Here is a 14,670-nt window from a genome sequence, read left to right as displayed (position 1 = left end):
GATGTCAACTCCCGATTTTTGCCGGATTCACGCTTTGGGTTTCATGGCATCGGGCATTTTTACCGCGACGACTTCCCCCCGGGCGCAAACCTTTCCACCGGCTGACAGCGTCGATTCGATGATGACTTTTTTCCCCTTGATCTCCTTGATTTTTCCGCGGATTTCCAGAGGTCCGTCTATCGGCGTCGGTGCGAGAAAATCTACGTGAAGAGAGGCCGTCACGAACCGCAGCGCCGGTTCGGTGTCCATTCCGCGTCCCTCGGCCCTATATGCGGCTGCGGCGGCCGTACCGGTGGAATGGCAGTCGATCAGGGACGCGATGAGACCCCCGTAAACATAGCCGGGTATGGCGGTATGATAAGGTTCAGGCGTATAATGGGTGACGGTTTCCTCCCCGTCCCAGTAACTCTTGATCTGGTGCCCCTTCTCGTTCAGGCGTCCGCATCCGTAGCAGTGGCTCACGTCATCGGGATAGTAGTCTTGAAATGCGCGTTCGGTCATATGGTTCTCCTTTCGAAATGTTACGGTTGGAAAATCGCACGCTAAAGAGACTCATCTCAATAGCACGTTCCGACCCTTGACACAAGAGGGGGATCGCAATTATTCTATCGTAACATGCAGTCTCTCTTTAGGCTGAAGACTGAAGGGGTGCGCCTGTGACGATCGTCGCTTTTATGCCCCTTCAGTCTTCAGTCTTGAGCCTTCAGTCTTTTAAAGCGACTCAAGGAAAGGCGCGGACAATGCTGAAATCGCCGGTTACCCGAAAGGACTGGAAGGTATTTTTCAGGAAAATGCCCGTGGTGATTCTCGTGCTGATACTGGTGATGCTGGGGATACGGTTCGTGATCACCGGCTTGTTTCACTGGTTATACGGCGGGTAGCATCGATGTTATGGGTAATCAAACAGGTGCTGTTGATCCTGGCGGGATGTTTCTTCCTGGCCTTCGGGGTGTCGATCTTGATTCAATCCTACAGCCTGAAGGACCCCTTTTCCTTCGTGCTGACCTTTTTCGGCTCGAATCTCATGATTCTGATCAGCGCCGCCATCCTTCTCGGCCTGATATGGCGTCTTGTGTCGGTCTACCGTGAACTGCGCAGACGTCAGACCGAGGCCCCCGTCGCGCCGGACGAGGATGCGGGCGAATGAGCGACGCCCCGGACGGCGGGCATGTGCTGATCCGGCCGTCCGGGAGACACCGCGACGTCAGAATTTCAGGGAAAGCTCCATAACGTGGAAATCCACACCCGGGTTGCTGTCGTAAATGTTTGCATTGGAGATGTGCTGCCATGCATATCCGATCATGAGGGACTCGCTCAGGTTGATCCTGAGACCGAGGTCGGATGAGAAAGCGAACCAGCCCCCGAGATCCGCCTGCCCATATCGATGATCACTGAGGGCGCTCGGCCGGACGGATCCAAAGGCCGTCAGCGGACGCCATGGAAATTCCAATTCGAGTTGCGGACCGACGCCCACCATGAGCCCGTCGTCTCCGGCAGCGTGCAGCAGGCTCCCGGCAATGACAAGCGCAGACTTGAGAGACCACCCCCCGCCCCATTCCAGATGAGGTGGAAGACCCACCCTGCCGTTGATTTCGTAAAGATGAAAATACTCCAGGGTCGAATCCGCATCGAAGCCCATTCTTACGGAAATATCCAGCGGCGTGAATTCAGCCGCGGCGGCGGCAGGTATCATTGCGGCAACGGCGATCCAAACGGCCATGCCCATCCCCACAAAGGCGTTTCTCATCGTTTTCATAGATTTTTCTCCTTTCATTGATGCTATAGGCGGAAGACTGAAGGCTGAAGGAGCATAAAAGCGACGCCGTTACAGGATGTCTATCCCTGTACAGCCGCTATCTTGACGCTCTTGCAAAAAAAAAATCAGCATCGAGGTGCTATCCGCATTGTATTGCTGTTGTACGAGTACACCAGTGCTGTAATCTGTGTCAAATTTTGGCTAAGCGACGTTATATTATATCAACCTTCAACCTTCAGTCTTCAGCCTTCTATGGTCTTTTTGTTCCGACGGCAAAAAGAAAATGATTCGCTGAACCTCCCTGTCCGGGAGGCCGGGGCGTCCCAAAACTGACTTGACACACGCCCATTTTAAGCCTATCTAAAGTCTTTTAATAATCATCTTCAAGGAGTATGGAATGAGAATCGCATTTCCCAGCACGGAAAAACTCGGGCTGGACAGCCCGGTCTACGCGCATTTCGGATCAGCGCCATATTTTGTAATCGTCGACGCCGACGGCGGCGACGTGGAAACCGTCGAAAACAAAGATCTCCATCATTTGCACGGTAATTGTCAACCCCTGCGTGCCCTGGGAGGAATATCCGTCGACGCAGTCGTTGTCGGCGGCATCGGACGCGGCGCACTGACGAAACTGAATCAGGAAGGGATCGTCGCATATCGGGCCGTTGAGGGATCGGTTTCGGAAAACCTGGCATTGATCAAAAACGACGGACTTCCCCGGTTCAACATCGACCAGACCTGCCAGGGCCATGGCCGCAACGGCGAATGCATTCACTGAAGGGATGATGACATGAATCAGCAACAGTCCGCAGAGTCGGCCGGCGCGGCCGAAGTCCACAAAATGTTGGCGGAGTCGGGATATTCCGACAAGGCTATCGCTTACTACATTGAAAAACCCTATATGGGCGTCATCCCCGACGCCGATCAGGCCTCTCACATGACCGGAACCTGCGGGGACACCATGGGGATCTATCTGAAGATCGAGGACGGCGTCATCCAGGACGCGCGGTATGAGGTGATGGGATGCGCGGGAGCCGTATCCGCGGCCATGGCCGCCGTGGACCTCATCAAGGGGAAAACCATCGAGGAGGCCGGAAAACTGAATGACGGCGATATTTTCAGGGTTCTCAAGGAGATCCCCGCAAAAAAACATCACTGCATCCAGTTGGCGGTCAAGACGCTCAAAAAAGCGCTCGACGAATATCAATCCAACGGATAGCCGCCCGGAACGTAATGCCGTCACGGAACGTCAACACTATCGGAGGAATGCCATGCCGCTGTTCGAATTTTTGTGCGGAGATTGTGGAAAAACCTGTGAGATCCTTGTAAGATCATCCGATGAACCGCCGTCTTGCCCGGATTGTGGGAGCAGTCGCCTGAAAAAACTGCTGTCGGCCCCCTCCGCCGTATCGGGGGTCGCTCGCCATGGGATACCGGGCCCCGGCGATACGGGATGCTGCGGGGCCACGCCCGGACATGCCGGATGCGCCGGTCCCGGAAGCTGCTGCGGACGTGCCGGGAGATGACTGCATACCGCACTAACGTAAGCAAGGAGTGAATCGTGAAAAACATACTCGTATTGGGTGCGGGTTTCGTCACCCGGCCTTTGGTCGCCTATCTGCTGAATCAGCCGGATATCCGCCTGACTATGGCCACCCGGACCGTCGAGAAGGCTCTGAAGGTCATCGACGGTCACCCCAACGGTAACGCCGTCCAGGTGGACGTGCAGGATCGCGAGGCCCTCGAACGGCTTGTCAAGTCGGCGGACATTGTCATCAGCCTGCTGCCCTGGATCTATCACGTGGACGTGGCCGGACTGTGCCTGGTTCATAAAAAACATCTCGTGACCACCTCTTACGTAAAACCGGAAATGGCGGCCCTGGATGACGAAGCCAGGGCCTCGGGGCTCCTGTTCCTCAATGAAATCGGGGTGGACCCCGGTATCGATCACATGGCCGCCATGCAGGTGATCGACGGCGTCAAGGACGCGGGCGGCGAAATTGAAAGCTTCTATTCCTACTGCGGAGGGCTCCCCTCTTTTTCCAGCAACACCAACCCCTTCGGGTACAAATTCTCCTGGAGCCCATCGGGGGTGCTGCTGGCGGCTACCAATGACGGACGCTATCTCAGGGACGGGGAAGTCGTCGAGGTTTCCGGCGAAGCCCTTTTCAAACACTACTGGCTCGTGGACGTTCCCGGCGCCGGCACCTTCGAGGCCTATGTCAACCGTGACGCCCTACCCTATATGGAGATCTACGGCATCGGTTCCGCCCGTTCAATGTATCGGGGAACCCTCAGAAACATCAGCCATTGCGAGTCGTGGCACTGTTTCAAAAAGATCGGCCTGTTGAATCGGGAACGCACCTTCGATTTCAACACCACCTCTCCCCGGGAGGTCATCGCGGCACTGGTGGGGGGCAATGGAAAGGATATCGTTCAGGATCTGGCCGGATTCCTCAAGATCCCGCCGTACAGCGTGGCCATCAAAAAACTGGCGTGGCTGGGTCTTCTGGACGATGTCATGCTGCCGTTGGGCACGGCCGCACCCTTCGATATGTTTGCTTACGTGCTTGAACGAAGACTGGTATACGCCCCGGGCGAAACCGACCTCCTGGTCCAGCACCACGAGTTTACGGCGACATACCCCGACGGCGGAAGAGAGAAAATCACCGCCACCATGGTCGAAACAGGCATTCCCGGCGGGGACAGCGCCATGTCTCGAACGGTCGGTCTCCCGGCGGCCATCGCCACCCGGATGCTGGCGGAAGTGAAGATACGAATGACGGGCGTCCATCGACCGGTGGTCCCGGAGATCTATGGTCCGGTGCTGGCAGAACTTTCCGGCATGGGGATCCGGCTGCACGAAACCAGGGAGACCCTGGCTTAAGCCGAAGTTCGCTGTTGCTTTGGGCGTCGACGACAATAATCCGATTGACAAACCCGGAGCGATTCACTTAAAGTGTATATGATGTAACTGATGACCTTACCCTTATCGATCTTGTAGCGCCATGAAAATCAAACCGGCATCTCTCGCCGCCGCCGCCGCGACCAGCACAGTCCCGGCGATACACGGCTGCGAGTAAGTTTTAAACAGACTTTTTTTCGCACCCCAGACGCCACGGACTGTAAGGCTTTCCCGTGGCGTTTTTTGTTTTAAGCCCCGGTCGAGCCAAGGCCCGCGGTCTTCCTGGGGTTTCAAAGGAGGATGCAATGAGCCCCACGGAAAATATTCAATTCGCCAAGCGGATGGAGCAACTGCCGCCGTATCTTTTCGGGATGATCAATCACATGAAGACCGAAAAACGTCTGAACGGGGACGACGTGATCGATCTCGGCATGGGGAATCCCATTGATCCCACCCCGGAACCCATCGTTCAAAAACTCTGCGAAGTCGCCAGGGACCCCAAGACGCATCGTTACCCCATTGCATCGGGGCTCAAGAACCTGAAGCGCGAAATTGCCAAGAACTACGCCGAAGATTACGGTGTAACCCTGGACGAAGATGATGAGGTCATCTGCACCATCGGGTCCAAGGAGGGCATCTCCCATATGTGCCTGGCGGTTGTCGGCCCGGGGGATACGGTCCTGGTTCCCGCACCGGCCTTCCCCATTCACATCTATGCGGTGACCATCGCCGGCGGCAACGTGATCCGGATTCCCCTGTCCTCCGAGGAAACCTTTCTGAAGCAGATCGCCCAGATGTGCGAATCCCTCTATCCGCCGCCCAAGGTTTTGATGCTCAATTATCCCCACAATCCCACGGCGGCGGTGGCGACCCAAAGCCTGTATGCGGAGGTTGTGGCCATGGCCAGGAAGTACCGATTCCTGGTGCTCCATGATTTCGCGTATGCCAAGATCACCTTTGACGGATATACGGCACCCAGCTTCATGGAGATCCCCGGCGCCCGGGACGTGGGGGTCGAGTTTGGATCCTTTTCCAAGTCCTACAACATGGCGGGCTGGCGATTGGGGTATTGCGTCGGCAACAAGCAGCTCATCGCGGGACTTGCCAAGATCAAAGGGTATTACGACTACGGCATTTTTTCGCCGATCCAGGTTGCGGGCATCGTTGCCCTCAGAGAATGCGGAGAGGACGTCGTCCATCAGGTCGCCATCTACCAGAACCGCCGGGACGTCCTCTGCCGTGGTCTGGAGAGCATGGGATGGGAGGTCACCCCACCCAGGGCGGGAATGTTTGTCTGGGTCAGGATTCCAGAACCTTACAACGAAATGGGATCCATGGAATTTTCCATCCGGATGATGCGTCATGCCAACGTGGCCATGGCGCCGGGGATCGGTTTCGGCAAGGAGGGAGAAGGATATCTGAGATTGGCGCTTGTGGAAAACGAACATCGCATCCGACAGGCGCTGCGTCAGATCAAGCGGGCCTTGCCGGATGTTCTGACGGATTACCGTCAAAGCGCCTGAAGGACCTAATAGCGGGAAAGCGAGCGCCCTGGTTCGGTCTCCCAACTCCCGCCGATGGCCTTTACCAGCGCTACTGCGCTGAGATACCGTTGACCGCGGAGCCGGGTTTTGAGAAGGAGATTGTCCAACAGGGTCCGCTCCGCGTCCAGCACCGACAGGTAATCGACCAACCCGCCTTCAAACTGTTCCATGGACAGCCGATAGGCTTCATCGGCCGATTGAACCGCCTGCTCGTTGGCACGCTGCTGCCGTTCCAGCAAAGACACGCTGACCAGTGCATCTTCGACCTCCCCGAACGCCTGAACGATCGTCTGGCGGTAGGCGGCATACATCTCGGCATAGCGGGCTCTGGCCCGCTCCAGTTCGGCGATGTTTCGTCCGCCCTCGAAAAGCGGGATGTGTATGTTGGGCAGGATGCCCCAGGCAAAGCTCCGGGCATCGAACAGGTCCGAGGCTCGGGTGCTGCTGTAACCGATGTTCGCACCCAGGGTCACCTGGGGGTACAAAGCCGCTGCGGCGACGCCGACCCGGGCGTTTTCAGCGGCCATTATCCGTTCGGCCCGGCGAATGTCCGGGCGGGCGATCAACAGCACCGACGGCAGCACCGACGGCATATCAGGGGGCGGGTTGTCGAGCGGGGCCGGTGCCAGGGAAAGCTCGACCGGTGTTTTTCCGAGAAGCGTTGCAACAGCGTTTTCCAAAAGGGTCCGATCCCGCTGCAACGAAAGCAGGAGAGCTTCGGTGGCCCTGAGTTCCGCCTCGGCCCGAGCGACCGGGAGGCGCGAAATCACCCCGAGCATGTGCCGGTTTTTCAGGATGGTGAGAGACTCCCGGCGGACCTCGATCGTCCGGGAAACGATGCGGATGTCGTCGTCGAAGGCACGCATGGCAAAATAGGTGACGGCGATTTCGCTCTGCAGAATGAGCCTCAATCCGTTGTCGTCCTCCACAACCGCTTCGGCGTCGGCAAGGCTTGCCGCATAACCGCTTCGAATCCGGCCGAAGAGATCGAACTCGTAGGCAACGTTCAACGGCGCGGTCCAGGTGGTGAAGGTGCCGCCCTGATTGGTTTCAATGGTTTCGGAAACACCGCGCCGGGCATAACCGGGGTCCGCCGAAAGGGCGGGAAAGAGGTCCGATCGGCTCGCCCGGGCGATCGCTCTGGCTTGTGTGATGCGATGCGCGGAGGCGGCCAGCTCGTAATTGTCGGTCATGGCGGCTTCCACAAGGCGATTCAGGGTCGCGTCCTCGAAGCGCTCCCACCATTTGCCCGAGAGAGGCGCCGCCAGGGTTTGATGGGGACTGGCGGCATACTTGAAGGTTCCGGGGGGGGCGACCCCCGGGTTCAGATGTTCGGGGCCCACCATGCAGGCAGATAGGATGAAAACCAGCAGAGCCGCCGAAGCCGGCCGGATGAGTTTTTTGTCGGGTAAACGCATGATGAAAAACACTCCAGGAGATCCCGCCGTCGGGATCGATGTTCATTCAGAAACCGGATGCAACCGTCGCGCGTCGATCCCGGACGTTATGGCAGAATTTGGTGGATGGATCAATACCGAATAGAGGCTGAAGACTGAAGGCTGAAGACCGAAGGGGGACCAAAGCGCCATTCGTCACAAACGCACCCCTTCAGCCTTTAGCCTTTCACAACGGGGACCTGGAAGCGGTGCCGGCACCGGCTCATGAATACCCACAGTCGGATGCCATATCAAAAAATGACCATACCCAAACGATGCGAAATTTGCTATATTTTACTGTAATAAAATGCCGGGGCTTTTTGCGGAAGGCATGTTTTTTTGCGGAATATCTCAAGAGCACAGGGAGCGTATCATGACATTGTTTGCCAAAGACATCATGGTGACCAATTTTGACAAGGTCCACGAGCATGCACCGGCCGGGGAGGCCATTCAGAAGATTATGCAGGGAAAGGTCAGGGAATCGGGCTACAAGAGCGCAAGCCTGCTGGTGGTAAACGCCCACAAGGAATTGGCCGGCGTCGTAACGATGTTTGACATCCTTTACCACCTGCGGCCGAGCTACCTGAACCAGGGCATCAGCGGAGAAGAAATCTCATGGGAAGGCCATCTGAGATTTCTCGTTCAGAGGCTCGGGGAAAAGACCGTCGAACAGGTCATGAGCAGAAACGTGACGGCCGGCTACCCCAACGAGCATATCATGGTGCTTCTGGATCGGATGATCAAGAACAAATACCGACGGCTGCCCATTACGGAACAGGATAGGCCCATCGGGATCGTTTACCTGGAGGATGTCTATTATCATCTCTTCAGAGAAAACAGACAATAGATCGGGAGGCGTCCTCATGAGTTTCAATAAAACATCGGCAAACCGGAAGGATGCGGGCAATGCCTTTGCCGAGGCCAGGCGAGAGCAGGCACAACGGGAAAAGACCTACCGGGAGCGCGCCCTCAAACTCTTTCCCTGGATCTGCGCGCGATGCGGACGGGAGTTTTCGGGTAAACGGCTCCGGGAGCTCACGGTTCACCATCGGGACCACAATCACGACAACAATCCGCCCGACGGCAGCAACTGGGAGCTCCTCTGCCTCTATTGTCACGAAAACGAGCATTCCCGGGGCCTGGAGGCGGAATGGCACGACGGCCCCACACCGGGGGAGGGGCAGGAACCCTTTTCCACCCACAAGCCTTTTGCGAATCTGGACAAACTCCTGAAAGGCAAAAAATAGCCGCGGCGGGAAAAGGCCCATGGACCCGCCGCCGGATCAGCGGTTGTCGCCGTCGATGAGATTGCCCAGCCCGCCGAGAATGGAGCCCTCACCCCTGCTGCCGCCCCGCTGCGGCGCCGCCTGAAGCATGCGGCCGGCCAGGCGGGAAAACGGCAGGGATTGCAGCCAGATCCTGCCCGGTCCCCCCAGCTTCGCAAAGAAAAGCCCCTCTCCCCCGAAAAGCGCTGTCTTGATGCCGCCGGCCTGCTGAATATCGAATTGAACGCTCGACTCGAAAGCCACCACGCATCCGGTATCCACATGAAGCGTTTCACCCGGTTCGAGACGCCTTTCCACCACGGTGCCGCCGGCATGAATGAAGACCATGCCGTCTCCTTCCAGCTTCTGCATGATGAACCCCTCCCCGCCGAAAAGGCCGGTCAGGATTCTTTTCTGGAAGTAGATGCCGATGCTGACCCCCTTGGCGGCGCACAGGAAACTGTCCTTCTGACAGATGAGCATGCCGCCGACCGTTGCGAGGGAGACGGGAAGGATATTGCCGGGAAAGGGTGCGCCAAAGGCGACGTGGGCCTTGCCGTGACCCTTGTGGGTGAAAACAGTCATGAAAAGGCTCTCACCGGTAAGGAGGCGTTTCCCGGCGCCCAGAAGCTTTCCCATGAGCCCGCCTCCGCCGCCGGAAGGGCCGGAACCGTCGCCGAAGACCGTCTGCATATCGACGTCGGGGGATTTGTACATCATGGCACCGGCCTCCGCCACTGCGCTTTCTCCGGGGTCCAACTCGATCTCGACAAACTGCATTTCAGCCCCGAAAACGGTAAAGTCCACCTCGTCGGCGCTCACGGGCACCGGAGCGGACCGCTTTTCCACGCGCTCGGGCACGGCGGCACGGGCGGGTCCGGGAGGTGAAATGCCGGGCGGGGGCGCGGACGGTGACGGCATGGCATCGGCGACACCACCGAGTTCGGGGATCCGGTCGATGGGCAGCCATTCCGAAAACCCTTCCCGCCACGCATAACCTTCCCCGCCGCGCATCTCGATCTGAAACCTCGCCTTGACGTCGTCAAACGGACCTGTCTGTTCTCCATTGTAACTCAAATACCATTCCGTCATCTTTCAAGTCTCCTCGTCTCCACAATTGTTCCCCAAAAGGAATGAAAATCCGGCGTTTCTTTTCTTGCGGTTCCACTCAAATGATTGTATTATGCCTACTTTTGTCAGTTTCGATTGATGATGCGTTTTTGTTTGATCGCATCGATAACGATAGTCTCAACCTTCGCGCTCCTGACCGGCGCATCACCGTCGAGGGTTGAAAATTGGTGAAGAATATGTTGATTTTTCCACGAGGGTGTCAAGTGCAAAATCCCGCGGCAGGGAAAATCCGGAGGAGGATATGGAGGCTCCGAAAAACTCGTTTGCCAGCGAGTTCTACGCGCGTTTCAAGGTGTTCCACGAACTCATGGCCTTCAAGATTCGGGAGATTATGCTGGTCTCCAGCCCCTACGACGCATTCATCATCGAGGAAGACGGGAGCCTGGCTTCAAGAATTATCAATGAATACAGTGGACTGAATCTCAGTATGCCGCCGCGGGTCACCCGGGTGTCATCCCCCCGCGACGCCATAGAATTGATAAAACGAAAGCGTTTCGACCTGATCATCACCATGCCCCACCTGGATGAGATGGCCCCGTCCTCGCTGGGAGCGGCCGTCAAGGCGATCCACCCCCAACTCCCCGTCATTCTTCTCGCTCACAATGCACGGGACGTCATCCGACACGAAGGACACGCGCTCTCCACGAGCATCGACAATGTCTTTGTCTGGAGCGGAAACTCGGATCTGCTGCTGGCCCTCGTCAAGAATGTCGAGGACGGCATCAACGCGGATGCCGACACCCGGCGGGCCATGGTCCGGGTGCTCGTTCTCGTGGAAGACTCCCCTGCCTATCGGTCCTCGTTTCTGCCCCTGATTTACAAGGAAATCGTCAATCAGACCCAGAACATTCTGGAAGCCGGCCTCAACGAGGAACACCGGCTCCTGCTCATGAGGGCGCGGCCCAAAATTCTCCTTGCGGAAACCTACGAGCAGGCGATGACGATTTGCCAAAAATTTCGAGACTATCTCTTCGGGGTCATCTCCGACGCCCGCTTTCCCCGGGAAGGGCGTCTCGATCCCCAGGCCGGTCCCGTCTTTTTGTCCTGGATTCGAAGGGAGATCCCTGATCTTCCCCTGCTCATGCTCAGTTCGGAGCCACAAAACCGGAGCGTGGCCGAGGCCATACCAGCGGTCTTCATCGACAAAAACACCGCCAATCTGCACACCGAGCTGAGGGATTTTTTTCTCAATCATTTAGGGTTCGGGGACTTCGTTTTCCGAATGCCCGACGGCTCCGAAATCGACCGGGCCGACAGCCTGCAGACGCTGAAAGCCAAACTGCCTCACATCCCGGACGCCTCGTTGATCTACCACGCCGACCGCAATCACTTTTCCAATTGGATCATGAGTCGATCCGAGATCGTCCTGGCATCCAAATTCCGGGTCGTCCACACCCGGGATTTCAAGAACGCCGACGAGCTGCGAAGCTATATCGTTTCAAATGTCCAGGCGCTGTTGATCTGGCAGCAGAGAGGCGTGGTGGCCCAGTTCAAGCGTGACCGGTTCGACGCGGACATCATGGATTTCGTCAAGCTCGGCGGCGGGTCTCTGGGCGGAAAGGCCCGGGGGCTGGCGTTCATGTCGGCGCTGCTGCAGGAACATCCCGAGATTCATGAAAAATACCGGAACATCAACATCAAGATCCCCAAGAGTCTCGTGATCACCACCGAAGGGTTCGAGGATTTTGTGACCCGGAATCGGCTTCGACATCTGACGGAGGACCGCTACACCGATGAAGAGGTGCGCGCGGCCTTTCTCGATGCCGCCATGCCGGAATGGCTCCTGGACGATCTCAGGGCCTTTCTGGGGCAGGTGAACATGCCGCTCTCGGTCCGGTCGTCAAGCCGGCTCGAGGACGCCCATTTTCAGCCTTACGCCGGACTCTATGAAACCTACATGCTTCCCAACAACCACCCCGACGGATCAGTTCGGTTCGATCAGCTGGTCAGCGCCGTCAAACGCGTGTACGCCTCGACCTACTTTGAAGGGCCGAAGGCGTTCTCCAGGAGCACCGCCAATCAGCACAACGAAGAGGCCATGGCCGTTATCATCCAGGAGGTGGCCGGTGCCGGTTATGGCGATTACTTCTATCCAACCCTTTCCGGCGTCCTCCAGTCCCACAATTTCTACCCCGTCTCCCATATGAAGCCTGAAGACGGCATCGCCCACATTGCCCTGGGGATGGGGAAGACGGTGGTGGAGGGTGAAAAATCCCTTCGCTTCTCGCCTAAACATCCCGGCATTCTACCCCAGTTTTCCTCGGTGGACGAGATCCTGGCCCATTCCCAGCGGTATTTTTATGCCCTCAAAACCCGGCCCCGGAAACGGGATATCAATTTCGACCGGTATGCCAACCTTGTAAAAAGAGAGATCGATGATGCCGAGGATGAAATCCCGGTGAGACTCCTGGCCAGCACCTATATCCCCGAGGAGCACCGGATCCGGGATTCAGGCGTATTCAACGGCCCCAGGATCATGACCTTTGCGTCCATTCTCAAGCACAAGCGATTTCCGCTGCCCGAGATTTTAACGGACTTTCTCGAACTCGGCCGAAAGGCCCTGGGATGCCCCGTCGAGATCGAATTCGCCGTGAACCTCGATGCGGATCATCGGCATTCTGAAAAAAGAGACGTCTTCTATTTTCTTCAGCTGCGGCCCATGGTATCCGTCCAGGACACTCTGGATGTTCAGATCAGCGAGGAGGATGTCCGGAAAGCGTTCTGCGTCTCCCATCAGTCCCTGGGAAACGGCAGGAACGACGAGATCCGCGACATTGTTTACGTCAAACCCGAAACGTTCGATCCCGCCAGGACCTTCACCATGGCCGAGGAGGTCGGCAACATCAATGCGGTTCTGCTGAAGGAGAAGCACCCTTACCTGCTGGTGGGGCCTGGACGGTGGGGGTCCTCCGACCGCTGGCTGGGGATACCGGTACAATGGCGCCATATTTCGGGCGTTCAGGCCATTGTGGAGCTCAGGAATGAACACCTCCGCGCGGATCCCTCCCAAGGGTCCCATTTCTTTCAGAACATCACCGCGTTGGGGATCTACTATATCACCATAACCGAAGGGAGCGAAGACCGGTTTCGCGGCAAATGGCTCGACCGCCTTCCCCCGGCCCATGAAACACCCCACCTCCGCCATGTCCGCCTGTCTGAGCCCATCAGCGTGAAAGTGGACGGCAGGAGCGCTCGGTGCGTCATGATGAAAACATCGTCGGGCGGCGCTCGGTAGCGCCGCTCATCATTTTAATCTGGAGTTGAACGACGTATGGAGGTTGAATGAACGACATATTGACATTGATCAAGGAAAAGGATCCGGGACAGAAAGAGTTTCATCAGGCCGTTCAGGAGGTAATGGAAACCATCCGACCGGTTCTAGACCGCAATCCGGAATATCGTCAGGCCGCTATTCTGGAGCGGATCGTCGAACCCGAGCGAACTATCATGTTCAGGGTACCCTGGATGGACGACCAGGGACAGGTCCGGGTCAACAGAGGGTTTCGGATCGAGATGAACAGCGCCATCGGCCCTTACAAGGGCGGCCTCAGGTTTCATCCTTCCGTCAACCTCAGCATCCTCAAATTCCTGGCCTTCGAGCAGGTCTTCAAGAACGCCCTGACAACCCTGCCCATGGGCGGCGGCAAGGGCGGATCGGATTTCGATCCCAAGGGAAAATCCGATATCGAGGTGATGCGGTTCTGTCAGAGTTTCATGGCCGAGCTCTACCGCCACATCGGCCCGAACACCGACGTGCCCGCCGGAGATATCGGCGTGGGCGCCCGGGAGATCGGATATCTCTTCGGCATGTATAAAAAACTGTCCAACGAGTTCACGGGTGTCCTCACCGGCAAGAGCATCAACTGGGGCGGAAGTCTCATTCGGCCCGAAGCCACAGGTTACGGTGCGGTCTATTTTGCCGCGGAGATGCTGGCGACCCGGAACAAGGACCTGTCCGGCAAGACCGTTCTCGTCTCCGGGTCGGGCAACGTGGCGCAGTTCACCGTCGAGAAGCTGATTGAACTGGGCGCAAAGGTGGTCACCCTCTCCGATTCTTCGGGAAGCATCTACGACGAAGAAGGAATCGACAAGAACAAGCTGGACTTTGTCAAACGCCTCAAAAATGTTCGCCGGGGGCGGATCAAGGAGTATGTAGAAAAATATCCCGGTGTTGTTTACACGGAAGCCGATCCTGCCAAGGGGTGCAATGCCATCTGGGATCATCCGGCCGACTGCGCCATGCCCTGCGCCACCGAGAACGAAATCAACGAAAAAGATGCTGAAAATCTGATCAGAAACGGCGTTTTCCTGGTATGTGAGGGAGCCAACATGCCCTCGACCCCCGATGCCGTCAACATCTTCCTCGACCGAAAGATCCTCTATGCGCCGGGCAAGGCCTCCAACGCCGGCGGGGTCGCCGTATCGGGCCTCGAGATGTCCCAGAACAGCATGCGCCTCAACTGGCCGCGTGAAGAGGTTGACGATCGACTCAAGATCATCATGAAATCCATCCACAAGACCTGCCTCGATGCCGCAAAGGAATACAATGATCCTGGAAATTACCTGGCCGGTGCAAACATCGCCGGTTTCGTGAAGGTGGTCAATGCCATGCTCGACCAGGGAGTTGTGTAAG

General features: G+C 57.2%; 15 protein-coding genes. 11 read left to right on the top strand and 4 right to left on the bottom strand.

Annotation, left to right across the window (positions count from 1 at the left end):
• Nucleotides 1-27: 27 nt before the first annotated feature.
• Complete coding sequence (locus tag dmul_RS10025) at nucleotides 28-501, bottom strand: hotdog domain-containing protein (RefSeq protein ID WP_020875043.1); 474 nt, start codon at nucleotides 499-501, stop codon at nucleotides 28-30.
• Nucleotides 502-740: 239 nt separating this feature from the next.
• On the opposite strand from dmul_RS10025, the gene dmul_RS20230 reads away from it, so the two are divergent.
• The gene (locus tag dmul_RS20230) at nucleotides 741-881 is read left to right on the top strand and encodes a hypothetical protein (protein ID WP_020875042.1); all 141 of its coding nucleotides are present in this window, start codon (nucleotides 741-743) and stop codon (nucleotides 879-881) included.
• 5 nt (nucleotides 882-886) lie between these two features.
• Entirely contained in the window at nucleotides 887-1,147 is a 261-nt protein-coding gene (locus dmul_RS10020) for a hypothetical protein (RefSeq protein WP_020875041.1), read from the top strand.
• A 57-nt stretch (nucleotides 1,148-1,204) separates the two neighbouring features.
• Here dmul_RS10020 and dmul_RS10015 read toward each other — a convergent pair whose 3' ends face one another.
• The gene (locus dmul_RS10015; RefSeq protein ID WP_020875040.1) at nucleotides 1,205-1,756 is read right to left on the bottom strand and encodes an acyloxyacyl hydrolase; all 552 of its coding nucleotides are present in this window, start codon (nucleotides 1,754-1,756) and stop codon (nucleotides 1,205-1,207) included.
• A 397-nt stretch (nucleotides 1,757-2,153) separates the two neighbouring features.
• Between dmul_RS10015 and dmul_RS10010 the strand changes: the two genes are divergently transcribed.
• The 5 genes from dmul_RS10010 to dmul_RS09995 all read left to right on the top strand — a co-directional run bounded on the left by dmul_RS10010 (nucleotide 2,154) and on the right by dmul_RS09995 (nucleotide 6,184).
• Nucleotides 2,154-2,534 (top strand): NifB/NifX family molybdenum-iron cluster-binding protein, encoded by a 381-nt coding sequence (locus tag dmul_RS10010; protein WP_020875039.1) that lies wholly within the window; start codon nucleotides 2,154-2,156, stop codon nucleotides 2,532-2,534.
• A 12-nt stretch (nucleotides 2,535-2,546) separates the two neighbouring features.
• Nucleotides 2,547-2,975 (top strand): iron-sulfur cluster assembly scaffold protein, encoded by a 429-nt coding sequence (locus tag dmul_RS10005; protein WP_020875038.1) that lies wholly within the window; start codon nucleotides 2,547-2,549, stop codon nucleotides 2,973-2,975.
• Complete coding sequence (locus dmul_RS21170) at nucleotides 2,860-3,282, top strand: zinc ribbon domain-containing protein (RefSeq protein WP_327078301.1); 423 nt, start codon at nucleotides 2,860-2,862, stop codon at nucleotides 3,280-3,282. The genes dmul_RS10005 and dmul_RS21170 overlap by 116 nt, the downstream gene beginning before the upstream one ends.
• Nucleotides 3,283-3,317: 35 nt before the next feature.
• Nucleotides 3,318-4,643 (top strand): saccharopine dehydrogenase C-terminal domain-containing protein, encoded by a 1,326-nt coding sequence (locus dmul_RS10000; protein ID WP_020875037.1) that lies wholly within the window; start codon nucleotides 3,318-3,320, stop codon nucleotides 4,641-4,643.
• 323 nt (nucleotides 4,644-4,966) lie between these two features.
• Complete coding sequence (locus tag dmul_RS09995) at nucleotides 4,967-6,184, top strand: aminotransferase class I/II-fold pyridoxal phosphate-dependent enzyme (RefSeq protein ID WP_020875036.1); 1,218 nt, start codon at nucleotides 4,967-4,969, stop codon at nucleotides 6,182-6,184.
• Nucleotides 6,185-6,189: 5 nt separating this feature from the next.
• Here dmul_RS09995 and dmul_RS09990 read toward each other — a convergent pair whose 3' ends face one another.
• On the bottom strand, nucleotides 6,190-7,623 hold the full coding sequence (locus dmul_RS09990) for an efflux transporter outer membrane subunit (RefSeq protein WP_020875035.1): 1,434 nt from the start codon (nucleotides 7,621-7,623) through the stop codon (nucleotides 6,190-6,192).
• A gap of 391 nt (nucleotides 7,624-8,014) precedes the next feature.
• Between dmul_RS09990 and dmul_RS09985 the strand changes: the two genes are divergently transcribed.
• Both dmul_RS09985 and dmul_RS09980 read left to right on the top strand, forming a co-directional pair.
• Nucleotides 8,015-8,488 (top strand): CBS domain-containing protein, encoded by a 474-nt coding sequence (locus tag dmul_RS09985; protein WP_020875034.1) that lies wholly within the window; start codon nucleotides 8,015-8,017, stop codon nucleotides 8,486-8,488.
• 16 nt (nucleotides 8,489-8,504) lie between these two features.
• A complete protein-coding gene (locus dmul_RS09980; protein ID WP_020875033.1) occupies nucleotides 8,505-8,888 on the top strand; it encodes a YajD family HNH nuclease in 384 nt (127 codons plus the stop codon).
• A 36-nt stretch (nucleotides 8,889-8,924) separates the two neighbouring features.
• On the opposite strand, the gene dmul_RS09975 is transcribed toward dmul_RS09980, so the two are convergent.
• On the bottom strand, nucleotides 8,925-9,998 hold the full coding sequence (locus tag dmul_RS09975) for a TIGR00266 family protein (protein WP_020875032.1): 1,074 nt from the start codon (nucleotides 9,996-9,998) through the stop codon (nucleotides 8,925-8,927).
• 280 nt (nucleotides 9,999-10,278) lie between these two features.
• On the opposite strand from dmul_RS09975, the gene dmul_RS09970 reads away from it, so the two are divergent.
• Both dmul_RS09970 and gdhA read left to right on the top strand, forming a co-directional pair.
• Nucleotides 10,279-13,272 (top strand): PEP/pyruvate-binding domain-containing protein, encoded by a 2,994-nt coding sequence (locus dmul_RS09970; protein WP_020875031.1) that lies wholly within the window; start codon nucleotides 10,279-10,281, stop codon nucleotides 13,270-13,272.
• A gap of 47 nt (nucleotides 13,273-13,319) precedes the next feature.
• Nucleotides 13,320-14,669 carry an NADP-specific glutamate dehydrogenase gene (gene gdhA, locus dmul_RS09965; RefSeq protein WP_020875030.1) on the top strand — a complete coding sequence of 450 codons (1,350 nt, stop codon included), beginning with the start codon at nucleotides 13,320-13,322 and terminating at the stop codon, nucleotides 14,667-14,669.
• Nucleotide 14,670 lies beyond the last annotated feature (1 nt).

This window comes from Desulfococcus multivorans, assembly GCF_001854245.1.
GTDB classification, from domain to species: Bacteria; Desulfobacterota; Desulfobacteria; order Desulfobacterales; family Desulfococcaceae; genus Desulfococcus; species Desulfococcus multivorans.
The sequence above is the reverse complement of the archived record's forward strand: the minus strand, read 5'-3'. Positions and strand labels throughout refer to the sequence as shown.

Bases quoted from the DNA above. Each gene is read 5' to 3' on its own strand.
- dmul_RS10025 (WP_020875043.1), bottom strand. From the start codon at position 501: ATGACCGAACGCGCATTTCAAGACTACTATCCCGATGACGTGAGCCAC.
- dmul_RS20230 (WP_020875042.1), top strand. From the start codon at position 741: ATGCTGAAATCGCCGGTTACCCGAAAGGACTGGAAGGTATTTTTCAGG.
- dmul_RS10020 (WP_020875041.1), top strand. From the start codon at position 887: ATGTTATGGGTAATCAAACAGGTGCTGTTGATCCTGGCGGGATGTTTC.
- dmul_RS10015 (WP_020875040.1), bottom strand. From the start codon at position 1,756: ATGAAAACGATGAGAAACGCCTTTGTGGGGATGGGCATGGCCGTTTGG.
- dmul_RS10010 (WP_020875039.1), top strand. From the start codon at position 2,154: ATGAGAATCGCATTTCCCAGCACGGAAAAACTCGGGCTGGACAGCCCG.
- dmul_RS10005 (WP_020875038.1), top strand. From the start codon at position 2,547: ATGAATCAGCAACAGTCCGCAGAGTCGGCCGGCGCGGCCGAAGTCCAC.
- dmul_RS21170 (WP_327078301.1), top strand. From the start codon at position 2,860: ATGACGGCGATATTTTCAGGGTTCTCAAGGAGATCCCCGCAAAAAAAC.
- dmul_RS09995 (WP_020875036.1), top strand. From the start codon at position 4,967: ATGAGCCCCACGGAAAATATTCAATTCGCCAAGCGGATGGAGCAACTG.
- dmul_RS09990 (WP_020875035.1), bottom strand. From the start codon at position 7,623: ATGCGTTTACCCGACAAAAAACTCATCCGGCCGGCTTCGGCGGCTCTG.
- dmul_RS09985 (WP_020875034.1), top strand. From the start codon at position 8,015: ATGACATTGTTTGCCAAAGACATCATGGTGACCAATTTTGACAAGGTC.
- dmul_RS09980 (WP_020875033.1), top strand. From the start codon at position 8,505: ATGAGTTTCAATAAAACATCGGCAAACCGGAAGGATGCGGGCAATGCC.
- dmul_RS09975 (WP_020875032.1), bottom strand. From the start codon at position 9,998: ATGACGGAATGGTATTTGAGTTACAATGGAGAACAGACAGGTCCGTTT.
- dmul_RS09970 (WP_020875031.1), top strand. From the start codon at position 10,279: ATGGAGGCTCCGAAAAACTCGTTTGCCAGCGAGTTCTACGCGCGTTTC.
- gdhA (WP_020875030.1), top strand. From the start codon at position 13,320: ATGAACGACATATTGACATTGATCAAGGAAAAGGATCCGGGACAGAAA.